At 66.4% G+C, this 18,068-nt stretch carries 21 protein-coding genes and 1 pseudogene; 10 read left to right on the top strand and 12 right to left on the bottom strand.

The window, feature by feature from the left end; translation table 11 throughout:
- Positions 1-74: 74 nt before the first annotated feature.
- Positions 75-875: an enoyl-CoA hydratase-related protein gene (locus HQ325_RS04275; RefSeq protein WP_222626854.1), complete on the bottom strand. Its 801-nt coding sequence runs from the start codon at positions 873-875 to the stop codon at positions 75-77.
- Positions 876-1,224: 349 nt separating this feature from the next.
- Between HQ325_RS04275 and HQ325_RS04270 the strand changes: the two genes are divergently transcribed.
- The 4 genes from HQ325_RS04270 (at position 1,225) to HQ325_RS04255 (ending at position 3,448) form a co-directional block, all read left to right on the top strand.
- Positions 1,225-1,965: a GAF and ANTAR domain-containing protein gene (locus HQ325_RS04270; protein WP_222626853.1), complete on the top strand. Its 741-nt coding sequence runs from the start codon at positions 1,225-1,227 to the stop codon at positions 1,963-1,965.
- Complete coding sequence (locus HQ325_RS04265) at positions 1,962-2,345, top strand: STAS domain-containing protein (RefSeq protein WP_222626852.1); 384 nt, start codon at positions 1,962-1,964, stop codon at positions 2,343-2,345. The genes HQ325_RS04270 and HQ325_RS04265 overlap by 4 nt, the downstream gene beginning before the upstream one ends.
- 17 nt (positions 2,346-2,362) lie before the next feature.
- Positions 2,363-2,839 carry an ATP-binding protein gene (locus HQ325_RS04260; RefSeq protein WP_308014245.1) on the top strand — a complete coding sequence of 159 codons (477 nt, stop codon included), beginning with the start codon at positions 2,363-2,365 and terminating at the stop codon, positions 2,837-2,839.
- A gap of 96 nt (positions 2,840-2,935) precedes the next feature.
- Complete coding sequence (locus tag HQ325_RS04255) at positions 2,936-3,448, top strand: DinB family protein (RefSeq protein ID WP_222626851.1); 513 nt, start codon at positions 2,936-2,938, stop codon at positions 3,446-3,448.
- A 103-nt stretch (positions 3,449-3,551) separates the two neighbouring features.
- On the opposite strand, the gene HQ325_RS04250 is transcribed toward HQ325_RS04255, so the two are convergent.
- The 3 genes from HQ325_RS04250 to HQ325_RS04240 all read right to left on the bottom strand — a co-directional run bounded on the left by HQ325_RS04250 (position 3,552) and on the right by HQ325_RS04240 (position 6,116).
- Positions 3,552-4,193, bottom strand: a complete 642-nt coding sequence (locus HQ325_RS04250) for a GPP34 family phosphoprotein (protein WP_222626850.1) — start codon at positions 4,191-4,193, stop codon at positions 3,552-3,554.
- 431 nt (positions 4,194-4,624) lie between these two features.
- Positions 4,625-5,512 carry a sugar phosphate isomerase/epimerase gene (locus HQ325_RS04245; protein WP_222626849.1) on the bottom strand — a complete coding sequence of 296 codons (888 nt, stop codon included), beginning with the start codon at positions 5,510-5,512 and terminating at the stop codon, positions 4,625-4,627.
- A 373-nt stretch (positions 5,513-5,885) separates the two neighbouring features.
- The gene (locus HQ325_RS04240) at positions 5,886-6,116 is read right to left on the bottom strand and encodes an ANTAR domain-containing protein (protein WP_222626848.1); all 231 of its coding nucleotides are present in this window, start codon (positions 6,114-6,116) and stop codon (positions 5,886-5,888) included.
- 558 nt (positions 6,117-6,674) lie between these two features.
- Here HQ325_RS04240 and HQ325_RS04235 point away from each other — a divergent pair.
- Genes HQ325_RS04235 through HQ325_RS04225 form a run of 3 tightly spaced genes read left to right on the top strand, consistent with a single transcriptional unit; the run spans position 6,675 to position 8,507 of the window.
- On the top strand, positions 6,675-7,259 hold the full coding sequence (locus tag HQ325_RS04235) for a PadR family transcriptional regulator (RefSeq protein WP_222626847.1): 585 nt from the start codon (positions 6,675-6,677) through the stop codon (positions 7,257-7,259).
- Between the two features lie 40 nt (positions 7,260-7,299).
- Positions 7,300-7,701, top strand: a complete 402-nt coding sequence (locus HQ325_RS04230; RefSeq protein ID WP_222626846.1) for a nuclear transport factor 2 family protein — start codon at positions 7,300-7,302, stop codon at positions 7,699-7,701.
- On the top strand, positions 7,698-8,507 hold the full coding sequence (locus HQ325_RS04225) for an SGNH/GDSL hydrolase family protein (RefSeq protein ID WP_222626845.1): 810 nt from the start codon (positions 7,698-7,700) through the stop codon (positions 8,505-8,507). Before HQ325_RS04230 ends, HQ325_RS04225 begins: the two co-directional genes overlap by 4 nt.
- A gap of 90 nt (positions 8,508-8,597) precedes the next feature.
- On the opposite strand, the gene HQ325_RS04220 is transcribed toward HQ325_RS04225, so the two are convergent.
- Positions 8,598-9,260, bottom strand: coding sequence for a TetR/AcrR family transcriptional regulator (locus HQ325_RS04220; RefSeq protein ID WP_222626844.1), 663 nt, complete (start codon positions 9,258-9,260; stop codon positions 8,598-8,600).
- 55 nt (positions 9,261-9,315) lie between these two features.
- Positions 9,316-10,533, bottom strand: a complete 1,218-nt coding sequence (locus HQ325_RS04215) for an oxidoreductase (protein ID WP_222626843.1) — start codon at positions 10,531-10,533, stop codon at positions 9,316-9,318.
- A gap of 145 nt (positions 10,534-10,678) precedes the next feature.
- Here HQ325_RS04215 and HQ325_RS04210 point away from each other — a divergent pair, with 145 nt between their 5' ends.
- Positions 10,679-11,116, top strand: a complete 438-nt coding sequence (locus HQ325_RS04210; protein ID WP_027507094.1) for an SRPBCC family protein — start codon at positions 10,679-10,681, stop codon at positions 11,114-11,116.
- Positions 11,117-11,213: 97 nt separating this feature from the next.
- On the opposite strand, the gene HQ325_RS04205 is transcribed toward HQ325_RS04210, so the two are convergent.
- Positions 11,214-12,107, bottom strand: coding sequence for a DMT family transporter (locus HQ325_RS04205; RefSeq protein ID WP_261777658.1), 894 nt, complete (start codon positions 12,105-12,107; stop codon positions 11,214-11,216).
- 70 nt (positions 12,108-12,177) lie between these two features.
- On the opposite strand from HQ325_RS04205, the gene HQ325_RS04200 reads away from it, so the two are divergent.
- Positions 12,178-13,092, top strand: a complete 915-nt coding sequence (locus HQ325_RS04200; RefSeq protein WP_222626842.1) for a LysR family transcriptional regulator — start codon at positions 12,178-12,180, stop codon at positions 13,090-13,092.
- Here HQ325_RS04200 and HQ325_RS04195 read toward each other — a convergent pair.
- The 3 genes from HQ325_RS04195 to HQ325_RS04185 are packed head-to-tail and all read right to left on the bottom strand — an operon-like array spanning position 13,029 to position 15,570.
- Positions 13,029-13,727 carry a 3-oxoacid CoA-transferase subunit B gene (locus HQ325_RS04195; protein ID WP_222626841.1) on the bottom strand — a complete coding sequence of 233 codons (699 nt, stop codon included), beginning with the start codon at positions 13,725-13,727 and terminating at the stop codon, positions 13,029-13,031. The genes HQ325_RS04200 and HQ325_RS04195 overlap by 64 nt on opposite strands.
- Positions 13,724-14,380 carry a 3-oxoacid CoA-transferase subunit A gene (locus HQ325_RS04190; RefSeq protein ID WP_222626840.1) on the bottom strand — a complete coding sequence of 219 codons (657 nt, stop codon included), beginning with the start codon at positions 14,378-14,380 and terminating at the stop codon, positions 13,724-13,726. The genes HQ325_RS04195 and HQ325_RS04190 overlap by 4 nt, the downstream gene beginning before the upstream one ends.
- Entirely contained in the window at positions 14,380-15,570 is a 1,191-nt protein-coding gene (locus tag HQ325_RS04185; protein ID WP_222626839.1) for a thiolase family protein, read from the bottom strand. The genes HQ325_RS04190 and HQ325_RS04185 overlap by 1 nt, the downstream gene beginning before the upstream one ends.
- A gap of 84 nt (positions 15,571-15,654) precedes the next feature.
- Between HQ325_RS04185 and HQ325_RS04180 the strand changes: the two genes are divergently transcribed.
- Positions 15,655-16,620, top strand: a complete 966-nt coding sequence (locus HQ325_RS04180; RefSeq protein WP_222626838.1) for a LysR family transcriptional regulator — start codon at positions 15,655-15,657, stop codon at positions 16,618-16,620.
- Positions 16,621-16,860: 240 nt separating this feature from the next.
- On the opposite strand, the gene pcaD is transcribed toward HQ325_RS04180, so the two are convergent.
- Positions 16,861-17,667 carry a 3-oxoadipate enol-lactonase gene (gene pcaD / locus HQ325_RS04175; protein WP_222626837.1) on the bottom strand — a complete coding sequence of 269 codons (807 nt, stop codon included), beginning with the start codon at positions 17,665-17,667 and terminating at the stop codon, positions 16,861-16,863.
- Positions 17,668-17,702: 35 nt separating this feature from the next.
- Positions 17,703-17,858, bottom strand: a pseudogene (locus HQ325_RS04170) (LuxR C-terminal-related transcriptional regulator); the annotation flags it as partial.
- Positions 17,859-18,068: the final 210 nt, after the last annotated feature.

The raw sequence follows: 18,068 nt of genomic DNA, 5'->3' as shown, positions 1-18,068 counted from the left end.
TCAGCGCGAGTCGTCGCGCTGAGGGCCTCATTCTGTGGACGGAACATCGATCCGAACGTGGTTGCCGGACTGCGTCAGGACATGACGCCTGTGAACTTGGGTCGCCGCTTCTCCATGAAGGCGCGCCCACCTTCCACGGCATCGTCCGAGCCGGTGCACATGGCCACGAAAGCCTCGGCCTCGGAGAGCATCTCGGGGTAGAGGTCGCTCGCGAGGGCCACCTTTGCAGCCCGCACCGACATGGGCGAATTGGCCGCGATGGTCGTCGCGAGGGTGCGCACGGCTTCGTGCAACTGGTCTTTCGGAACCACCCGATTCACGAGACCGATGGAGAGCGCGGTCTCTGCGGTGACGCGACCGCCGGTGTACAGCATCTCGGCGGCGTGACCGGAGCCGACCATGCGCTGCAGCACGCGCGTCGGCGGAACCGGGTATGCGATTCCCAGACGTGCAGCGGGAATCGCGAACGCGCACGCCTCATCGGCGATGCGGATGTCCGCGGTGAGCGCGACGGCGACGCCGGCGCCCATGCAGAAGCCGTGCACCATCGCGATGGTCGGCGTGTGCATGGCGGCGAGTCCGAAGAACAACGCGGCTATGGCGTCGTCGGCGGCCTGCTTGGCATCGGTGGAACCGTGCTGCGACTCGAACTCCGAGATATCTGCTCCGGAGACGAATGCCTCCGAACCTTCCCCGCGTAGCACGATGGCGCGGATGTCGGGGCGTGTGTCCAGCTCTTGCAGTCGCGCGTGCAGATCGCGCATCATGGCTGCGCTCAATGCGTTGCGACGGGTCGGATTGCTGATCACGGCCCATGCGACCGCACCGTCGATCTCGACGGAGACAGAGCCTTTCTGCTCCACTGTGGCAGTCATGACAGGCCGTTTCGGCGAACTTCTGGGTGCTCCATGCGGTAATTTTAGATTCGGGCCTCCTACCGAGAGCGCGGCCGAACCATTGTCTGGCGGTCTCACAACCCGGCCGCAGTATCCCGTGGTCGTGACCGCGCATTCCTGCTCCGGGTCACCTCCCGCGCACCCACACGTCACTAGTCGGTCTGCGTCCGACGAGCATCGACCGGACGTCCTGTGGTCACGCGTTGCGACATACCGTGGGTGGGGTTGACCCGCGGCGTACGGTGAGGCGCGTCCGGTGAAGTCATCACCGCGCAGCGTCCTCCGCGCACGTCGACAGGTGTCATGACTGCACCACAGAGGACTCCGCATGACGGATTCGGGCACGTCCGGCCTGCCCCCGGACGATCACAGCGCCGCGGCCGCATTGGACGTCTTTCGTGGACTCCTGCTGTCGCACAGTCGGTTCGAGATCCTCCTCCAGGGCTTGTGCGAACAGGCGGTCGCCGCGATCCCCGGAGCGGACATGGCCGGGGTGACCCTCCTGCATCACGACGCGGCGAACCCTGAGACCGCGGCACGGTCGGATTCCCGAGTCAGCGACATCGACGCCGATCAGTACCGCGTGAATGAGGGGCCCTGCCTCGAAGCCGCCCGGACCGGGCGCATCGTGTGCGTTCAGGTCGAGGATGCTGCGGCGCGATGGCCGCTCTTCGCCGCGGCAGCCTCCGAGGCCGGTGTGCGCAGCTTCCTGTCGGCACCCCTGGATGTGGATTCCGAACATGCGGGATCGCTGAACATCTACAGCTTCGGCGACCACGGCTTCAGCGACATCGACGAGGTGCTGGTCAAAGTCCTCGTGACTGCCGTGGAGGTCGCGGTGTGGGAATCGCGGCACACCGCGGACGCTCGCGAAGAGTCAGGCAACCTCCGCAGAGCGATGGAGACCCGCGCCTGCATCGAACAGGCGAAGGGCATCGTCATGGCAGTGCGGGGTATCACCGCGGACGCGGCCTTCGCCGCTCTGGTCGAGCAATCGCAACGAGAGAACGTGCGTGTGACGGTGCTTGCGGAACGCACGGTCACCTCGGTCGTGGCGGTACCGCTGTGACCCTTGATCGCGCACGCGAACAGGACGTCGACCGACGATCCGTCCAGGTCACCGCCGCCCGCAACGGGACTGTACTCATTGTGTCGGTCCGCGGCGATCTGGACCTCGAGTCCACGCCGATGCTGACAGCGGAACTCGACCGGGCATTGTCCGAGACGGCGCCCTCCGCAGTCATCATCGACCTGACCGACGTCGACTTTCTCTCCTCCACCGGCATGACGGCCCTCGTCGACACGCACCGCCGACTCGGCGCACTCGTCGCGCTCGCTGTCGTCTCGAACAGGCCCGCCACCACCCGCCCACTGACGCTGGTCGGGATGGACGAGATACTGACACTGCACGCCGACCTCGAGTCGGCACTGGCCGCGGTGACGTCCTGAACGGTCGCGCGGCAGGCGTGCTGGATGCGACGCACGGAGGTACCGCGGACGGAACCGTCCGCCCGAGCGCCCGGAACCCGGACTTCGTCGTGTCCGGTGTCCCCGCCGATGCCCTGTGCATCGGCGCCGTACGCAGAGCGCTCGCCGCCTGGCTTCACATCCTGCCGTTCGACGACGCCTGCAGAGCCGATGTGGTGCTGGCGGTGTACGAAGCGATGGCCAATGTCGTCGACCACGCGTACCTCGACACGGACGGTGTCGGCACGATGCAGATCAGCGTCACCTTCTCGATGGACGACGGCACGCTGGACGTGACCGTCGCTGATCTCGGACAGTGGAAACTGCCGGTGCACAACGCTCTTCGCGGTAACGGTCTGCGACTCGTCGCAGCATTGAGCACCTCGTCGACAGTCGATCGTTCGCCCGCAGGGACCACCGTCCGCGCCAGATGGTCCTCGACGGCACCTCCGCGACCGGAGCCCGCTTTTCACTGACAGAGTGAACTGGGCGGTCCTCTGCACTGGTCACGTGAATCCGTAGCGTTCATGCGGTCGACCACGCGTGCCGGTGTCCGGACATAGAGTTCGACCATGACCGACGCTGTGAACCGCGTGGAACCGCCCTTCGTCGCAGACGAAGTGACCATGCTCGAATCGTGGTTGGACTACCACAGAGCCACTTTGCTGTGGAAGTGCCGCGGACTCACCGACGCGCACTTGGCAGCGCGGTCGATACCGCCTTCCACTCTGTCCCTTCTCGGCTTGGTGAGGCACCTGACAGAAGTCGAACGAAGTTGGTACGCACGACGGCTCGCGGGCCGAGAACACCCGCCTCTGTACTACTCGGACGCCGAGCCCGACGGAGACTTCGACAGCCTCGACTCGGCACCTGTCGCGGAGGTGTTCGCCGCCTACGACAGGGCCGTCCACGACAGTCGGGGCTTCGCCGCGAACATCGACCTGGACACGTTGTCGGTCGGCACGGTCGACGGCCGGCCGGTCTCGCTGCGCTGGATCCACCTGCACATGATCGAGGAGTACGCCCGGCACAACGGCCACGCAGACCTCCTGCGGCAGTGCATCGACGGGGGCACCGGCGAATGACTCTCGTCGTCGCGGCCCTGGTGATCCTGGTGGCGCAGAACGTCGTACAGGGGACGGTCCTGATGCCTATCTTCCCGACGGCTGCTGAGCACGCGGTATTCGGTCAGCCTCCGGTGAGCGTCAGATAGCCGACGGTCGCCAGGGCTGCCACCATCGGCGCCGACAGCCCCACCGAGCCGAGGCGGCCGGCTGTCGACGCCTTGACTGCGATCTGCTCGCGCTCCTCCGCTGCCACATCCAGCACAGAGACGATGTCGGCGCCCACGACGATCGCCGCGAGAGCATCGACCCTCGGGTCGTCGCACACCGGGTTCACCAGGTCCGCGATCACGCGGCTGCGCGTTGCAGGCGCCGCCCTCGTGGTGCGGTAGGGCACACCGAGAACTCGGGCCCGGCCGCGTTCGAGCACCCCGTCGTCGGCCGCACGGTCGCGATGCTCCACATAAGCACGAGACCTCCGACGCAGCCAGTGCCGAATCTTGATGGGCCGGGTCGCGGTTGCTCGGTCGAGGGAGTCGGCGAGTGTGGACACCCATTCGAGATCACTCACGTCGACCCGCGCGCCGAGAATCAGGTCACCGTCGATGTCGACGATCCGGTCTATGGACAGCTCCGCGAGCTCGGCCAACGCGGTGCACTTGGCCGGGCCGAACCGCTGATACGGGCGCCCGTCCGCCGTGTGCAGCAGTGTCATCAGGGCCGTCGGGACGGCCAACTCTCGAGGGGTCGGAAGGTTGCTGGTCACGTCGTGCCTCTCCGTCGGTCGGTACCGGCTTCACGAATGCGAAACCAGTGCGTCCACATCACGCTAACAACGCGACGTTCCGACATCAAGAGTTTTTGTTAGGAAAACACAACTATTTGCAGGATCCACCACCACCGGAGGTGGACGGTGTCCTTGAGGCTGCAGGACTCGGGGTGGGCGAACACCACAGTGTCGCAGGGTCCGCTCGTCGAGGAGATCGGACGCGACGGATCATATGAGCCGGGGTGCGCGTCCCCCAGCACGTCCCGCCGAAGGATCTGACGTCGTCGCTGGTGAGCGAGGAGGTCTGAGACCCGGTCACGTTGGTGGCAAGTCCTCGTTCCTCGGCCATCGATGGCCCAGCCACTCGCGCCGGCGGCGGTGTACTCCCCACGATCATCTGACAGTGAACGGACCTCGCCGACCGGACGTCATGGCAGGGGATGCACCAGTGCGACTGCGCTCGCGTGCGCTCGGGTGAGGGCGAGATCGAGGGGCATGCGCCGGAAGTCGTCGGACAAGATCTCGACACCCCAGGTTCCGTCGTATCCGACCTCGCGCAGAACACTGATCAGTCCGTTCAGGTCGAACACTCCCTCACCGCACAGTCGCCGATTGTCGATCGTGTCGTCGAACAATGATCCGACGACGTCCTCGTCGGCGTCGTCGAGTTCCACACCGAACACGACGTCGCCGGTCAGGGAAGATCGCAGTTCGTCGAAGGTGGTGCCGGCGCGGAAGACGTGCCAGGCATCGACGATCACGCCGCACGCGGGATCTCCTGTGGCGCGGGCGAGGTCGGCCCCATCCGGGATGGTGGAGATGATCGAGAACGGCATCGGTTCGATGGCGATGCGGGTGCCGCGCTCCGCGGCCTCGCGGGTCAACACGCGTAAGGCGTCGACCAAGGGTTCGAGGTCCCGGGGCGGCGCATTCTCCGAGCCGATCTTGATGTGCGTCGGCCGGAGGATCTCGGCGGCCTCCAGCAGCAGGTCGCGAGTGTCGTGGGTGCTTCCGTTCTCTCCTCTGGGGATCCACCACCGTTCCAGCAGTTCGATCTCGACATACCGCAACGGTGAATCGTCGAGCATGCTCCGCAGGGCCGGTAGTCCGATGTCGTCGCGAATGACCGCGAGGTCCGCGGCGACGATCCCCATGCCGGCGAACCCGGCATCGGAGACCGCCGTGATCCGGTCCGCGATCGGAATCGGACTCACAGGGTGTGGCGCGTCGGGGCGGACATCACCCGCCGACGTCCAACACGCTGCGATCAGTTCCGTCGCCTTCGGGGCGATGCGTCGGTCTCGTCCGCCGGTCATGGTCAGGATCCTGTCTGCGTCGGGGTACCTCGCGACCACTGCGATGAGGACTGGTGCGACGTGGTCCGCATGCATGAGGTGGCACCGGGAGCGAGGTGGTCACCTGCAGTGTGCCGATTGCGACATCGTCGGATCAAGCAGGTGGACCCATCAAAAACCCCTCGCCGAGGTGAAGTGGCGCTGCCGGTCCGATCCGGTCGTGGCCGGACGATCGCGTCATACCGAGTGAAGGCGACTCAGCTTGTCGGGCACGTCGAGGCTCATTCGAACGACGTCACCGATCGAAAGTCGTGACCCGGTAGTCATCCGCTCTCGCGACGGCTCGCGTGATCCCGACGCAGGCAGGGTGACGTGGTGGTCGATCCGACCACTGTCAGACCGTTCCGGCAGTGACGTCGCCACCGTCGATGACCCACCGGGCCACCTCGACCAACGAGATCGACAACGCATGAACGCGGGCCCGCAGCAGAGCCGAGGCATCGTCTGCCGCCAGATCATGACGTGCCATCAGCATGCCGATCGCGATGTTCGCAGACTGCAGATCGACATGGTGACGCATGAGACCGTCGATCCCGACGTGGCCGACCAGGTCATCACCCAACACGCGGGCCAGCTTGGAAACGAAGACGTCGACTTCCCCGGGCCATCGACGCGTCGGCGGGGTGCATCGATGCATCTGCATCGTCCCCGATGCACGATCACCCGAACCGATCGGATAGATCTGCACCCACCCCACGCCCAGCGACGACATTGCTCGACGAGCGCCGGCCACCGCAAGCGATCCAACGGATCACCCGACGTGATCGTGCACACCGCGTTGTCGTCGATCGCAGCCCGATCGGGACCGCACCCGTGCACGTACAGCACATCCGCCACCGCCGTCGCCGATGCGCTCGTCGCGTGCATGAGCGAACGTGCATCCGAATTCTCGGCGGAGGTGACGATCACCGCGGCACCGTCGGCGCCGTCGTTCACGCCGATGCCCCCGTTCCGAGCCGCCTCTGTTTCTCATCGTGCCATCGATCGGACCGGGAGGTTCGAAACGCTCATCGCTCGGGTGGTCTGCGCCGGGCAGCCTTCACACATCGACCGCGACGGTACGTCGCGCCCAGGATGCCGCTGAGTACTCAATTCGACACCTACCCCGATGTAGCATCGCGCAATGGCTCTACGGAACGCGATCCTCGCCGCACTCCTCGACGGTGAGTCCTCCGGTTACGACATGACGAAAAGCTTCGACATCGCGGTGGCCAATTTCTGGAGTTGCACTTCGCAACAGCTGTATCGCGAACTCGAGAAGTTGGAAGCCGAGGGCCTCGTCGAAGCGCGCTTGGTCGAGCAGCGACGACGGCCGAACAAGCGGCTGTTCAGCCTTACTCCCGAAGGCCGAGCAGCGCTGCAGCAGTTCATCGTTCGCGAACCCAAGCCCACAGCCGTACGTGACGAACTACTGGTGCAGATCGAGGCAGTGGACGTGGGAGACGTCCACGCGATCATGGCGCACCTTGACACAAGGGGGGCCGCCTCGACCCGCAAACTGCTGCAGTACAAACAATCTCGAGAAGTATTGCTCGACGGACAGACAGAGGCCGAGTACCTCGCGGACACAACGAGAATCGGGCACTTCCTCACCCTCGCACGCGGAATTGCTTTCGAGGAGGAGAACATCAGATGGTGCGACTACGTGCGCGACATTCTGTCGGGCCGAGCTGGGCCGAGCCTGGACACGGTGCCTGCATCGCAGTAGCCTCGCCCTGACGTACTCAACAAGTTGACTAGGGGCTGTCATGACGACCTTCCGCCAGGCGATCGATGCGCGAGATCTCGATGCCGTCGACGACATGTTGGCGGACGACGTCGTGTTCCGAAGCCCCGTGGCCTTCGCCCCTTATCAAGGGAAGGCCATCATCTCCGCGATCCTCCGGACCGTCCTTCAGGTGTTCGAAGGTTTCCACTACATCCGGGAGATCCACGACGTACACGGTCGAGACCACGCGTTCGTCTTCGAGGCGACAGTGAACGGACTGACCGTGACCGGGTGCGATTTCCTTCGGTACGACGACGAGGGTCGGATCGTCGACTTCATGGTGATGGTGCGACCACTTCGCGCGGCCGAGGCCCTCTCGGCTGCCATGGGCTCTCGCTTCGAACAGATCAAGGCCGACGCCGCCGAGCGAAGCGCGCGGTGACCCTCTCCGGTGTTCTGCGCCTCGCATGGCTCAGCAGGCATCGAGCTGTAATCGTCCTCGCCCAGGGCATCCGAGTGCGGCGCTCCACTCCCCGCCTGCCCGCGGCACTCGGCCTGAAAGGCCGGATCGGCGAGACCGATGGGCGGGCTGTGCAGCTCGTAGTGTTGGGCGACAGCCTCGCCGCTGCCGTGGGAGTCGACCAGCATGCCGATGCTCTCGGTGGACATCTCGCGACACGGATCAGTACTCGAACGAGCAGACCCGTCGAGTGGACGATCATCGGCAGATCGGGAGCGACCGCACGCGAGGTGTCGGCTCTCGTCGACGACGCGGTGCTCGGAGCTGCCGACATCGTGGTCGTCTCGGTCGGTGTGAACGACACGAAGAATCTGCACTCACGGGCGACCTGGCGGGCTCAGTTGTCCGCACTGCTCGACCGCGTCATCGAGGCCTCCCCTCAGGCGGTAATCCTGTTCATCCCGCTCGCCCCACTTGCAGAGTTCCCGGCCCTGCCCGCGCCGCTGAAAACCGTACTCGGCCGCCGAGCCGACGAGTTCAATGCCATCGCCGGCGAACTCATCGCCGTGCGTCCGCGAATTCTATTGTCGGACGTGGCTTTCGAACCGTCACATCGAATGTTCGCCGCTGACGGATTTCATCCCTCGTCGGCGTTGCACGGCATCTTCGCCGACGGTGTCGTCACCACACTCGACCGGGCCGGCACACACGGCGTGCTCGCGGCCGTGGAGCAGGAGCCACCACACCACCGTGCGTCAGCCGGAATCTTCGACGACCCTTCGAGCTGAGCACGCGCGATCGGCTTCGATGTGGAAGCGAGGCACTGTTCGGTCGAGGGGCGCCGGCAATCCTGCCACTCACAGGCCATGCCACCTGAGCTACGCGGGTGCGGAGTCGCCGAGTAGCACGGCCACCGCGTGATCCACGTCGACCGTGGAATCGAGGAACGGGACAGATCTCAGACAGCCGGCGATGAGGTGGACGAGCATGTCGACGACGACATCGACGTCGAACCGACTCTCCACTTCCAGCCACCGAGCACTCGTCTCGTCCACCGCGGCAACGGCGGTCCGTCCGACCAACCTGATCGCGTCGTTGTGGGGATCGATGCCGAGCATGGCAGCGGCGGCGACGAGCGCTGCTGTGCGGGCATTCTCGAATACCTGCCACGCCTCGGGATCGGCGCCTCGACCGCCCAGGACCATCCGCAGCGCCAGGCCACGGTGTTCACGCAGATATGTCAGGTGTGCGGTCAGCGCTGCCCGGATCTGCTTGTCCGGGGTTGCGTCGGGGATGCCGTCGAACGCGCGCGCCATCGCCTCGGCGGTCGATCGCATGGCCTCGAGGTAGATGCCTCGCTTGGTGCCGAAGTAGTGGAACAACAGCCCGTGCGCGACGTCGGCCGTCTTGGAGATCTCACCGACGCCGACCTTGTCGTAGTCGTTCTCGGCGAAGAGCGTGACGGCGGTGTCGATGAGTCGCTGGCGGGTCTCCGCCGCCCGGGCGGACCGGGCGGTCATCTTGGCAGGCGGGCGCGACACGACGTCACTGTATCGGGAAGAGCCGACCCGGGTGAGTAGGTGACGGCCGCGATCGTCAGATGATCGGGGTGATGTGATCGTGCAGCTCGACCCCCAGCAGAGCCTTTCCGTACGTCTCGATCGACACTCGGGGCAGCATCACCGCGTGGCGCGCACCGACGTTCGAGTCGCGCCAGATCCGCTGCAGCGCATTCACCTCCGCGAAGGCGCCGGCGCCGGTGGCATCGAGCAACGTGTTGAGCGCCTCGTTGATGCTGCGCAGCGCGGTCGCAGCATCGCCGCGGACACGGGCCCGCGAGAGGAGGTCCGGATACTCCCCCGCGTCCGCCCACCGCTCGACATCGTCGGCTGCGCGGAAAGCGTGCAGGTGGGCGGTGTCGATCTTCAGAGCCGCCTCGGCCACGAGCATCTGAAACGCCACCGAGTCTGCCTGGCGCTCGAACACGGTGTAGGCGAGAGACTTTTCCGCAGCCTTGGTGCGCACCAGTTCCAGTGCGACTCGACCCATTCCGAGCTGCGGTCCGACAAGGACCATGACCAGCATGGGGCCGAACGCGGACCTGGCGAACGCGGAATCGGTGCGCTCGGAGACATAGGAACCGCTGAAGGCACCCATCATCGAGAGCATCCGATGTTCGGGGACGAACACGTCGTCTGCGACGACGGTGTTGCTGCCGGATGCGCGCATTCCGGCCACGTACCAGGTGTCGTCGACGTGGTAATCGGTTCGGGGGATCAGCGCCATTCCCTGATCCATCACCGTCTCGTCCTCGTCCAGGATCACCACGCCTCCGGTGCACCACGTGGCGTGCAGACTGGCCGAGGCGTACGGCCACTGGCCGCTGACGCGGTAACCGCCGGGTACCGGTCGCGCGGTGGCAGTGGGCGACACGACGCCGGAGATGATGACGTCCGGCCCGTCCGCGTACACCTCGGACTGCGCTTGCTCGGTGAACATTCCGAGTGCCCAGTGATTGATGTTGGAGAGCGTGGTGACCCACGCTGCGCCGCCGTCACCCTCGGCAATGGTGGCAGACACCTCGAGCATCGTCCGCAAGTTCGTCTCCAGCCCTCCGAAACGGGCCGGCGCTGCGATCCGGAACGCGCCGGAACGGCGGAGGGCGTCGACCGTGTCCTCGGACAACCTGCGCGCCTGCTCGTTCGCCGCGGCACCGGACTTCAGCTGCGGCAGCAGGTCGCGTAGCTGTCGTACTACCTCGGCACCGGTGTCGATGCCCGTGGTCGGTGCGGAGGACTCGGTCAGTGTCGTCATGGTGTCACTCTCGGTCGGGCCCCTGAGGAGCGGAGATGCGATCTGTGACACCGAACGTAGAGTTTCGTTGACTTCGTGTCAATGTTGACATCGAGTCAACGACATGGCCTGATTGCCTCGTCGACCGCATCCGAAAGGAATCCGAATGAGCCCCACATCCGTGAGCCGGAACATCGCCGCGCCCCAGCAGAAGGTCTGGGAAACCGTCTCCGACGTGACCACCTTCGAGCACTGGCACGCTCTGCACGCCGGCTGGGAAGAGCTGCCGCCGAGCACGATCGAGGTCGGCGCGACGATGGTGGAGAAGATCAAGGTGGCCGCCCTGGTCGACACCATCACCTTCGAGGTGGAATCGTTCCGGCCGCCGAGCGAGGTCGTCTTCCGCGGCAAGGGTTCGACCGGCTCGAAGATCCACATGCGCCTGGGGTTGGACGCGTCCGGTGACACGACCACCGTCACCATCGACCTCGACGTCACGAGCCCGCTGCTGGTCGGCCCGGTGGGCAAAGCTCTGCGGGGAACGTTCGAGAAGCGGCTACGGGAGACACTGGACGGGTTGTCCCGACATGTGATCGCAGTCTGAGGTCACATCGGGGCGCACGTTGCGTCACGGGGAGCGGACCGCGCGACGTGCCTTCACAACGCATCCGGCCCGCCCCGAGTACGAACCAGCGCGGAGATCACCGGGTGGTCGAGACGATGACATTGGCCGCGACGATGAGCACCAGAGCCAGCATCTGCCAGGGAGACAGCACCTGCCCGAGGACGATCCACCCACCTACCGCGGCCCAGACGGGATTCACACTCGCCAGCGTTCCGAAGGCGCCGGCGTCGAGATGCCGCAGACTCACCATGTCCACCGCGAACGGCACCACAGAGGCGAGCACACCGCACAGCGCTGCCAACAACACGAATCGCGGCGACGGCGGATTCACCGTGAACAACGCCACCGCCACCGGAGCCCACACGACTGCCGACAGAATCGCCGCAGCCGAGGTTCCGCGAAAGCCCGAGAAGAGCGCTCCCACGCGCTGATTGAGCAGGATGTAGCCCGCCCACCCCGCTGCGGCGACGAGAGCCGCGACGACACCAGCGATGTCGGAGGTCCCGCTCGGTCCGACGAGAACGATGACACCGACGGCGGCCAGTCCGGCGCACAGCACGTCGAGGGCGCGGCGCGACCCGGCGACCGCGACAGCCAACGGACCGAGAAACTCCAACGTCACCGCCAGACCCAGACCGATGCGCTCGACGGCGAGGTACAGGCTCAGATTCATGACGCCGAACACCGCAGCCAGCGCCGTCACCGCCACCACTTGAGTGCTCGTCATCGAAAGGAAGCGCGGCCGCGCCACGAACACCATGACCAGCGCCGTGACCAACTGGCGCACGGCGACCACGCCCACGGGACCCATCGCGGGAAAAGCCAGAGCGCCCGCCGCTGCGCCGGACTGGTTGGCCGCAGATCCAGCGAGCGCGGCCGTCACGCCCACCGATCGGCGCCTGCCGTTCTCCGGCCGGGCACCGGCCATGTGAACTCGCGAACCCTGCGACGGACGTTGCCTGAGCACCATGACGAGAACCGTAGGAGCAGCTCCAGCCAGAACTGAAATGCATACAACGCTCCGGGTATGCTCTGCGGTTATGACGTGGTCGTCTCGCGAAGTGGTCTACTTCGTCGCTGTCGCCGGCTGTGGGTCGTTCACGGATGCGGCCATCGAACTCGGCGTGTCCCAAGCGGCCGTCTCTCGCGCCATCGCCGCCACCGAGAACCGGCTCGGCGAAAGACTTCTGCGTCGCACACCTCATGGCTGCGAACCGACCGCTCTCGGACTGCAACTCCTGCCACAGGCGCGCCGCATCCTGTCCGAACTCGACGTGCTCGACGACATCGCTCGCACCAGGCGCCGACGGTTACGTCTGGGCTACGCGTGGGCCGCGGTCGGTCGTCACACCACACCACTCCTGCGTTCGTGGCCCGCCGAGCATCCGACAATCGAACTGCAACTCGTACGCCACAACTCCCCCACTGCCGGACTCGCGGAAGGTTTCTGTGACGTCGCCGTCGTCCGCACACCGGTGAACACCTCCCGGTTCGACACCGTCGTCGTCGGACTCGAGAGACGACTGGCCGCGTTCGCGACCGACGACGCACTCTGGCGCCGCAGGCGGACACTGACCATGGCCGAGGTGGGCCGTCGCACGCTCGTCGTCGACCCTCGAGTGGGTACGACGACTCCCGCGCTCTGGACCCACGACGGCACCGACCCCGTACCGGATCTCATCGAGACCACCGACGTCGACGAGTGGCTCGACACCATCGCGGCGGGCCGAGGAGTCGGCTCCACCGCCGAAGCCACCGCCCTGCACCATCCCCGATCCGGGGTGACCTACCGACCGATCACGGACGGACCGAGCATCCCGGTCCATCTCGCGTGGTGGAGACATGAACCGCCGGCTGGACTGCGCGAACTCGTCGCCACACTCACGTCGTACTACTCGACGGAACCGCCCACGCCGTCACGCCCCTGTGTCGACCCTGTGGTGAGCACTTCGTAGTCTCGTGTCAGCGACAGACCGAGACGTTCCGACAAGTCGTCTGCCGTGATTCCGAAGGTCTCGCGCACAGCCACTCCGGACGGGCCGACGTCGAACACGGCGAGGTCGGTGTAGATGCGCGAGACGCATCCGACTCCGGTCAGCGGGTAGCTGCACCGCTCGACGAGTTTGGAGGTTCCGTCCCTGGCGAAGAGGGACATCATCACGAACACCTGCTCGGCACCGATCGCGAGATCCATCGCCCCACCGACCGCGGGGATGGCGTCCGGCGCGCCGGTGTGCCAGTTGGCGAGGTCACCGGTGACCGACACCTGGAACGCACCGAGCACACACACATCGAGGTGCCCGCCGCGCATCATGGCGAAGGAATCGGCGTGATGGAAGTACGCCGAGCCGGGGAGCTCGGTGACGGGCGCTTTGCCGGCATTGGTGAGGTCCGGGTCGATGTCGTCGCCGGTGGCGGCCGGGCCCATGTTGAGCATCCCGTTCTCGGTGTGCAGGACCACCCCCGAGTCGGCGGAGAGGTGATCGGCGACGGACGTGGGCAGACCGATTCCGAGGTTGACGAAGGAGCCGGGTGCGATGTCGGCGGCGACCAGAGCGGCCATCGCGGACGTCGAGAGCGGACCGGTCATACGGCGACCACCTTGTCGATGTAGATGCTGGGAGTGACGACGTTCTCGGGATCGAGGTCACCGGTGGCGACGATCTCGCCCACCTGCGCGATGGTGGAACGCGCTGCGGTCGCCATGACCGGACCGAAGTTGCGGGCGGTCTTGCGATAGACCAGGTTGCCCATGCCATCGGACCGGTACGCACCGATCAGGGCCACGTCACCCGCCAACGGATATTCCAGGATGTACTGCCGACCGTCGATCTCGCGCTGTTCCTTGCCGTCGGCGAGCGGCGTTCCGACGGCGGTGGGGCAATAGAAGGCACCGATACCGGCGCCCGCGGCGCGGAGCCGCTCGGCGAGTGTCCCCTGCGGGACGACCTCGAGGGTGATGGCGCCCGCGCGATAGAGCCCGTCGAACACCCACGAGTCGGACTGCCGCGGAAACGAGCAGATCACCTTCCGCACGCGCCCGGCAGCCAGCAGTGCGGCGAGGCCGGTGTCACCGTTTCCGGCGTTGTTCGACACCACGGTCAGGTCGGTGGCGCCGTGCTCGATGAGGGCGTCGATCAACTGGACCGGCATTCCCGCCATACCGAAACCGCCGACCAGCACAGTGTTTCCGTCAGCGATACCGCTGACGGCGTCCACCGCGGAGTCGCAGATCTGCACCATCAGTGGACCTCCCGGACGTTCTCGACGACGACGGCCAAGGCCTGGCCGACACCGATGCAGATGGCCGCGACACCCCACCGTTCACGGGACTCGACCAACCGGTGGGCGAGCGTGCCGAGAATGCGAGCCCCGGAGGCGCCGAGCGGGTGGCCGATGGCGATCGCTCCTCCCTTGGCATTGACGATCTCCGGGTCGGTGAGTCCGTCAGCGAGCCAGGCGTCGACGCACGCGATCGACTGCACCGCGAAGGCTTCGTTGAGTTCCACCGCGGACACGTCGGACCAGCCGATGCCGGCGCGGGCGAGGGCGCGGCCGGCCGCGGCAACCGGGGCGTACCCGAAGTCCTGCGGGTCGCACGCGTGCGCCGCCCGCCCGGCGATGCGCACCAGGGGTTCTCCCAGATCGGCGCGCTCGGAACCGAGGAGCAATGCCGACGCACCGTCGTTGAGAGGCGACGCGTTGCCGGCGGTGATCGTCCCGTCGGCACGGAACGCAGGCTTCAGCGCGGCAAGAGAATGGGCGGTGGAATCGTCGCGGATGCTCTCGTCGCGGGCCAGTCCTCCGACAGGCACCACGATGTCGTCGTAGAAGCCCGACTCCCAACCCTGGCGGGCCAGGCGGTGGGAGCGGGCGGCGAACTCGTCCTGGCGCTTCCGCGAGATCCCGAATCGACCGGCGAGCTGCTCGTTGCACTCACCGAGCGAGATCGTCCACTCCGCGGGCATGCGCTCGTTCACCAGTCGCCACCCCAACGTGGTCGAGACCGCCGTGACGTCGCGGGCGGGGAACGCCCGCGAAGGCTTCGGCATGACCCAGGGGGCGCGCGTCATCGACTCGACGCCACCGACGACGACGATGTCCGCGTCGCCGGCATCGATGGCGCGGGAACCGATGATGGCGGCGTCCAGGGACGAGCCGCACAACCTGTTGATCGTGGTGGCCGGCACGCTGGTCGGCAGCCCGGCCAGGAGCGTGGCCATGCGACCGACGTTCCTGTTGTCCTCGCCGGCCTGATTGGCGCACCCGAACACGACGTCGTCGATCGACTCCGGTTGCAGAGAGGGCACTTTCGCGACCACAGCGCGCAGGGCGGTGGCGGCGAGGTCGTCGGGGCGTTGCCCGGAGAGCGAACCACCGAAGCGCCCGAACGGTGTTCGGACGGCGGAGTAGACGTAGGACGACGTAGTCATGGGTTCACCGTAGGACGCTGCACTGATCGTGTCCAAGACCTGATCATGATCGATTGAGTGTCTGGACCGATATATGCTGCGGTGGTGGACTCGCGTGTTCTGAGACTGTTCCTCACCCTCGCCGAGGAGCGGCACTTCGGCCGGGCCGCCGCGCGCAGTCACATAGCCCAGCCGGCGTTGTCCCAGACGATCATCGGGCTCGAAACCGAGTTGGGGGTGCGCCTGTTCGACCGCTCGACACGGCGAGTCGAGATCACCGAGGCCGGCAGGCGGTTCACCGAACACGCGCAGCGCATCGTCTCGTCGGTGGACCACGCGGTGTCCGACATGCGTGCGTTCGCCGACGGGTTCACCGGCCGGGTGTCCGTCGGATTCGTCGGGACCGCCACCTACGACGTCCTCCCCCTGTTGGCTCACCGCGTCCGCGAGGACCTCCCCGACATCGACCTGCAGCTGCGCGGGGAACTGCTCACACCACAACTGCTCGACGGACTCGGCACGGGTGCATACGACCTCGTGCTGATACGTCCGGGACTCACCGATCGCCCCGCCCCCGCTGTCGAGCTGGAGGTACTGCGGACGGAGAAGCTGGTGGCCGTTCTTCCCGCGTCGTCTCCCCACGCGAACGCATCCATCGTCGACCTTTCCGATCTTGCCGACGAGACATTTCTGACCCACCCGTCCCAGTCACGCTCGACCATGCACCACCGTGTGTTGGCAGCCTGCGCACGCGCCGGATTCGTCCCCCGCACAGCCGAAGTCAGTGAGACAGCCACCCAGGTCGTCTCGGTCGCTGCGGGACTCGGAGTCGCTCTGGCGCCGGAAGCGGTGCGCCACCTCGGTCTCGACGGCGTCGTCTACAGACCGCTCGTCGCCGAGGAGACGGTGCAACTGTCGTTGGCGCGTCAGAAGGGCGACTCCACAGCCGCCGTCGACGCCGTCGCGGAGCTTGTTCGTTCCGTTGTTCGTGCCCATCACCGACCGGGACACACGCCGGGTGGCGACGGGCCCCGAGGCATCGCGCCCGTCCCTCGGCACCACCCCGGGTAAAGACTGGGCGAACATCTGGTGTGATCCAGGTCATGTCTGCGAGAGGGTCGTACCCACTCCCGCCCTCGCCTTCTGCGACATGGCGGGCTCTGCAGTTTCCATGACCAGAGGATCTCCCATGACAACTCTCGGCCGCTCCGAAGCTGCCGGATGGGCACGTGGCCGCCACCGGCGGAGCGTGACGTGGATCGTCGCGCTCGCCACGGTCGCCATCGTCTTCGACGGCTACGACCTGGTGGTCTACGGCGCTGTTCTGCCGACGCTCCTCGCTGATCCGACCGCGGATCCGACGTGGTCGCGCAGCAGTGCAGTCACCTCGTCCGCTCGCTCGACTGCCGCCAGGTGCGCAGCGGGCGAGAGGACGAGGAGTCGCGCGTTCGGCACCGCATCGGCGATCACGGCCATCGTCTCCGGAGGCGTGGCGGGGTCGCGATCGCCGGCGATCACCAGGGTGGGGGCATCGATTCCGCCCAGGATCGGACGAGAGTCGAAGCGCGACAGCGCCTCACAGCAGAGGGCGTAGCCCTCGTCGCTCACAGCGGACACCATCGCGACGGCGCCGGCGACGATGTCGGGGTGATCGGCCGCCCAGTCCTCGGTGAACCACCGTCCCACCACGGCTTCCGCCATGGACGCCAGCCCGTCCCGGCGGACCGTGCCGGCGCGGTCGATCCACGGCTCCGGATCGCCGAACTTGGCGGCGGAACACAGAACTGTGAGCGTGCTGACGCGGTCCGGGTGCAGAGCGGCGATGGTCTGCGACACGGCGCCACCCAGAGAGAGCCCCACCAGATGCACGCGGCTCAGCTCGAGCGTGTCGAGAAGACCGATGACGTCCGCCGCGAGACCCTCCACTGTGACAGGTCCGTCTCCGACCGGCGTGCCGCCGTGTCCCCGCACGTCGACGGAGACGGTGGTGGCGATGTCCGCCAACCCCGCCACCTGAGCAGACCACATGGAGCGATCGGAGCCGAGCGAGCCGAGGAACACCACCGAGTGCGAGCCCGATGGTCCGGGAACGAGGTCGTGCGCGAGTGGGACCGTCATGTGTACTCCTCCGAGGTGCGTGGATATCGTCGATGTCATTCTGCCGGTGTGGTATTCGACGGGGCTGAACTGGACGACGTCCGCGCGGCCAGCTCGGCTCTGGACCGTGTCCCCAGCTTCGCGTAGACCCGCGTCAGGTGGAACTGCACCGCCTTCACCGGCAGTAGCAATTCCCTCGCGGCCCCAGGGTTGCCGAGCTACGTCGCACCGCCGGCAGCGAACGTGACGGCGTGCGCAACCCGCCGCTTCGCTTATGTCCTGGCATCGACCGTACGCGCGGGCGGCCCCGTCGGCCTGAACCGTTGATTGATCGCTACTGCTTATCAATAGGGCCGAATCAGGTCTTTGTGGGAAATGTGTCGACGGCCTACCGTGGTGCAGATCACTCAGTCATCGAGATC

Origin of the sequence: Rhodococcus sp. BP-349 (assembly GCF_019835845.1) — a bacterium.
In the GTDB taxonomy this organism is placed as follows: domain Bacteria; phylum Actinomycetota; class Actinomycetes; order Mycobacteriales; family Mycobacteriaceae; genus Rhodococcoides.
The sequence above is the reverse complement of the archived record's forward strand: the minus strand, read 5'-3'. Positions and strand labels throughout refer to the sequence as shown.

Excerpts from the sequence above, each read along its gene's own strand:
- HQ325_RS04275 (WP_222626854.1), bottom strand. The coding sequence starts at position 875 with ATGACTGCCACAGTGGAGCAGAAAGGCTCTGTCTCCGTCGAGATCGAC.
- HQ325_RS04270 (WP_222626853.1), top strand. The coding sequence starts at position 1,225 with ATGACGGATTCGGGCACGTCCGGCCTGCCCCCGGACGATCACAGCGCC.
- HQ325_RS04255 (WP_222626851.1), top strand. The coding sequence starts at position 2,936 with ATGACCGACGCTGTGAACCGCGTGGAACCGCCCTTCGTCGCAGACGAA.
- HQ325_RS04245 (WP_222626849.1), bottom strand. The coding sequence starts at position 5,512 with ATGACCGGCGGACGAGACCGACGCATCGCCCCGAAGGCGACGGAACTG.
- HQ325_RS04235 (WP_222626847.1), top strand. The coding sequence starts at position 6,675 with ATGGCTCTACGGAACGCGATCCTCGCCGCACTCCTCGACGGTGAGTCC.
- HQ325_RS04230 (WP_222626846.1), top strand. The coding sequence starts at position 7,300 with ATGACGACCTTCCGCCAGGCGATCGATGCGCGAGATCTCGATGCCGTC.
- HQ325_RS04215 (WP_222626843.1), bottom strand. The coding sequence starts at position 10,533 with ATGACGACACTGACCGAGTCCTCCGCACCGACCACGGGCATCGACACC.
- HQ325_RS04210 (WP_027507094.1), top strand. The coding sequence starts at position 10,679 with ATGAGCCCCACATCCGTGAGCCGGAACATCGCCGCGCCCCAGCAGAAG.
- HQ325_RS04205 (WP_261777658.1), bottom strand. The coding sequence starts at position 12,107 with ATGGTGCTCAGGCAACGTCCGTCGCAGGGTTCGCGAGTTCACATGGCC.
- HQ325_RS04200 (WP_222626842.1), top strand. The coding sequence starts at position 12,178 with ATGACGTGGTCGTCTCGCGAAGTGGTCTACTTCGTCGCTGTCGCCGGC.
- HQ325_RS04195 (WP_222626841.1), bottom strand. The coding sequence starts at position 13,727 with ATGACCGGTCCGCTCTCGACGTCCGCGATGGCCGCTCTGGTCGCCGCC.
- HQ325_RS04190 (WP_222626840.1), bottom strand. The coding sequence starts at position 14,380 with ATGGTGCAGATCTGCGACTCCGCGGTGGACGCCGTCAGCGGTATCGCT.
- HQ325_RS04185 (WP_222626839.1), bottom strand. The coding sequence starts at position 15,570 with ATGACTACGTCGTCCTACGTCTACTCCGCCGTCCGAACACCGTTCGGG.
- pcaD (WP_222626837.1), bottom strand. The coding sequence starts at position 17,667 with ATGACGGTCCCACTCGCGCACGACCTCGTTCCCGGACCATCGGGCTCG.